A 3613-nucleotide genomic window follows, 5' to 3' on the forward strand; every position below is an offset into this window, starting at 1 on the left:
ACAGGTGCAGGCTGGACTGCCTTCTAGGCCTGGCTTTTGAAATAAAAAGACTGTTAAACGGGAAAGGGATAAAGGTCGGTCCCTTTCCCGTACAGGCTTGCATACCTCCTGCGGGATATCTGATAATTTTTGCCCGGAGAACAGGGATGCTTTGTGCTTTGCTGATTATTGGGGCAATGATCTATGTAGCGCAACCTGATTGGCCCGGGGGGATGTGAGCGCCCTGCACGTTTTAGTGTTCCCGCACCATGCGCCGGATACACCAGTACCTCATCTTCCAATAACATCAGTTTCTCATGCAGTGAATGATACATCTGCTTTGCCAGTTCCTCCCGCTTTGTAGTAAGATTTTGGGTGTATATTATTGTATATTTGTTATTGTTAAACGTCACTATTCCTGATTAGTAACCTGACTAATTACAGGAAATTTCACGACAAATAATAGCAGCAAAAAATGGATAATGCCAGAGTATTTAAAATGTCATTTGCAAGCGTTTATCCGCTTTATATTAATAAAGTAACGAGGAAAGGACGCACAGTTGATGAGTTGAATGAAATTATTTTTTGGCTGACGGGATATGATCAACAAGCATTGCAACAACTCATCGATAATAAAACCGATTTTGAAACCTTTTTCGCCCAGGCGCCGCGAATAAATCCCAACGTCTCAAAAATTACTGGTCTCATTTGTGGGTATCGCGTAGAAGAGATCGAAGATAAACTGATGCAGCAAATCCGGTATTTGGATAAGTTGGTGGATGAATTGGCCAAAGGGAGAAAAATGGAAAAGATATTAAGGACGTAGGGCGTTACGCATATCCGTCAATAATTCCGTTGGTTTATATTTGCGGTTGACGATACTTCAGGGAGTACGTTTGCATAATCAGCGCATTTATAAAGGGCTTATCTTCCCCTGGATAAACAAATAAATCCTCCACAGTATATTCTATAAAGGTGGCGTTATTTTCCATGGGATCATAAAGAACAAATGGAATGATAAGCGAATGGTCACCATTTATTTTTTTACCAAAAATCGCCTGCCAGTCAATTCCCTGGTAAATAGCAGGACTCTTGATATACGGCATCATTTCTTTAGGAAAGAATTTCGAAAATTCGATGTTGGTGATTGAGTCTGATGCCGACAAAGTGATGCGGAGCGAAAAAACAGCCGATATTTTCTTCTCCACTAACCCCCTCGGCCATCTTACGTTTTTTTCGAGTACCCGGGTTAAATCCGATCCGACTTTCTTCGCTTCATTGTTTTGCGCATACAGTGTATGCGAAGCGGATAGCAGCAATAAACTAAACAGGAGGGTTGAAAAGATGATACGCATAGAGATGATGTTTGTTGGTCAGAAAATATAATACCGGCCAGGGTTACAGCTATATACTAAAAATAATTTAGCGGAAAAAAAGCAATTCAACTGAAATATTCGAAATGCCGGCAGCATAGGCTTTATCCAACTTTAGGTACGCATCCAGGCACAAATGCCAACATTTCATGATAGCTAAAATGTCAGGCTATTTCCATTCCAAACGGTGTCACTCAAAAAAATCTTTTTTCTCACCAATAGCCGTTCTCACACAATTCATAATCGATTCGTGCAAATCGGTGCCGGCAGCATGCAGTGGGTCAATCGCCTTTACCAATAATGTGCGTAACGTAAAAAGTGCTTCGCGATTATATTTTTTCGATGCTTTTACCAATTCCAGTTTCATCAGTTGCTCCTGCTGATTATGTTTTGGGTTAAAAATTTCATTGATATGGCTGCATTGGTGACAAACACCATTTTTATTAATTAACGCACACCTGTTTTCAAAAATATTCGTCATAATATTTCTCGCATCATTCAACAGGTGTTTTACCACTCCTTCGGTTTTTCCGAGAATGAGACAAATTTCCTTAGTAGGAAAATCATACATATCCTTTAGGATCAGCGCAACCTGGTTTTCTATGGGCAATGTCTTAGAGATGCAGGTGAAACAAAAGTCGATATGTTCCCTCATTTCATACGCGCCGGCCGGCGAGGTATCATGCACTTTCCAGAAGGCTTGTCTTACTTCCTCCGAACCGATGGCCAGGTCTGCGCCGCGATCCTGGGCGTCAGGCTGCCATCGTTTTGCCTTCCGTAAATGATCGTAGGCAAGGTTGGTGGCTATTTTGAATACCCAGGTTTTCATAGAAGCCTCCTGTTGAAAAGTAGAGATCCTGGTAAATGCTTTGATAAAGGTATCGTGTGTGATGTCATCTACATCATTGCGATCGGTGAGCAGGCGATAGAGATAGGATTTCAGCGGGTTTTGAAATTCGGCAAACAGCTGCTGGAATGCATTGATATCGCCGGATATGGCCAATTGGAGGATGTCTTCCCTTTCCATTCAATTCATTGACAAATGAAAAATGAGGTTGCAGTCTTCCGCCGGAAGACTGCAACCCTAATGTACTATAATATGTTCAGCTTGCCGCAGTCCACATCAATTATATGGCTGTTGAATACTACGCCGGTTTCGGAAGCGAGGAAAGCCGCGGTTTCACCTACCAGCTTCAATGTAGGTGTTGTTTTTAGCAGATCGAAAGCCTGGTACTGTGTTACCAATTGCTCCACCGGTATGCCGAGATGTTTGGCGGATGCTTCTATCCATCCCGAGATCCTGGTCGTGTCCATGATGGCGCCGGGGCAAATGGCCATCACCTTAATACCATTTCCACCCCATTCGGCGGCCATTACCCGCGTCAATCCCTCCACAGCTGCGCTGGCGGCTGTGATGCCTGCTACATTGGCCAGCTTGCTTCTGGATAATGCGGTGGTGAGCAATAAGATCGTTCCTTCGGATTGGGTTTGCATCATATATTTCGCTGCTACCCTCGAAGTAAGAAATTGCGAGCCACAGATTTTTTCCATCGGAGCCATAAATTCTTTAAGAGTCGCCATTGTGGTGGGTGGACGGCCGCCCATCTCACTATAACCAACCCCGATGCCATTGAATACAACATCCAGTTTGCCATTGTCCGAGACCACCTTTTTTAAAAAGTCGTCTATTTCAGTCTCATTCAACGCGTCTACGCTGGCCGCTTCGGCCTTTCCGCCGCCCGCGGTGATCTCTGCGGCTAAAGCTTTTACAGCATCCAGGTTCCGGGCGCAGAGATAAACCTTTGCCCCGTGCCGGGAAAACGATGTTGCCACTGCTCCGGCAATATCTCCGGATGCAGCAAATACAACGGCTACTTTGTCTTTTAGATGTACCATTTTGTGTAGTTTTTCTTTTTGACGAAGGAGTCTGGAAAAACGATCGGTTTTTTCAAAAAAGAAAAGAAAGTGGGGCATTAGGCCCAATATAAAGGCAGTTGGGCAACTATTGGGAGGGGGGCAAAGCGGGCAACAATATCCTTCCTGAAAATACCTATAACATTCCCTCACATTGAATTGTTTGACTTAATACAAGAGCGAGCTAAGCTAAACTATTCAATATGAGGGGCATAATTTTACTTATTACTGTACTGGTGGTTTCCGGGGTGTCGGCCCAGGATTTGCCGTTGAGCCAGGTACCTACGCAAGTCATCAATACCTTTAACGCCCGGTTTCCGGCAGCCATCACGCCCACCTGGCAGGAA

At 44.1% G+C, this 3613-nt stretch carries 4 protein-coding genes; 1 reads left to right on the forward strand and 3 read right to left on the reverse strand.

Annotated features, from left to right (window positions below):
- Positions 1-454 precede the first annotated feature (454 nt).
- Positions 455-805 (forward strand): DUF2200 domain-containing protein, encoded by a 351-nt coding sequence (locus tag VIP81_RS24210; RefSeq protein ID WP_331967419.1) that lies wholly within the window; start codon positions 455-457, stop codon positions 803-805.
- Positions 806-839: 34 nt separating this feature from the next.
- Here VIP81_RS24210 and VIP81_RS24215 read toward each other — a convergent pair whose 3' ends face one another.
- The 3 genes from VIP81_RS24215 to VIP81_RS24225 all read right to left on the reverse strand — a co-directional run bounded on the left by VIP81_RS24215 (position 840) and on the right by VIP81_RS24225 (position 3248).
- Positions 840-1334 carry a hypothetical protein gene (locus VIP81_RS24215; protein WP_331967421.1) on the reverse strand — a complete coding sequence of 165 codons (495 nt, stop codon included), beginning with the start codon at positions 1332-1334 and terminating at the stop codon, positions 840-842.
- Between the two features lie 208 nt (positions 1335-1542).
- Entirely contained in the window at positions 1543-2379 is an 837-nt protein-coding gene (locus VIP81_RS24220) for an RNA polymerase sigma factor (RefSeq protein WP_331967423.1), read from the reverse strand.
- A gap of 65 nt (positions 2380-2444) precedes the next feature.
- On the reverse strand, positions 2445-3248 hold the full coding sequence (locus VIP81_RS24225; RefSeq protein WP_331967425.1) for an SDR family oxidoreductase: 804 nt from the start codon (positions 3246-3248) through the stop codon (positions 2445-2447).
- Between the last annotated feature and the right edge of the window lie 365 nt (positions 3249-3613).

Origin of the sequence: Chitinophaga sp. (assembly GCF_036566945.1) — a bacterium.
In the GTDB taxonomy this organism is placed as follows: Bacteria; Bacteroidota; Bacteroidia; order Chitinophagales; family Chitinophagaceae; genus Chitinophaga.

Bases quoted from the DNA above. Each gene is read 5' to 3' on its own strand.
- VIP81_RS24220 (WP_331967423.1), bottom strand. From the start codon at position 2,379: ATGGAAAGGGAAGACATCCTCCAATTGGCCATATCCGGCGATATCAAT.
- VIP81_RS24215 (WP_331967421.1), bottom strand. From the start codon at position 1,334: ATGCGTATCATCTTTTCAACCCTCCTGTTTAGTTTATTGCTGCTATCC.
- VIP81_RS24225 (WP_331967425.1), bottom strand. From the start codon at position 3,248: ATGGTACATCTAAAAGACAAAGTAGCCGTTGTATTTGCTGCATCCGGA.
- VIP81_RS24210 (WP_331967419.1), top strand. From the start codon at position 455: ATGGATAATGCCAGAGTATTTAAAATGTCATTTGCAAGCGTTTATCCG.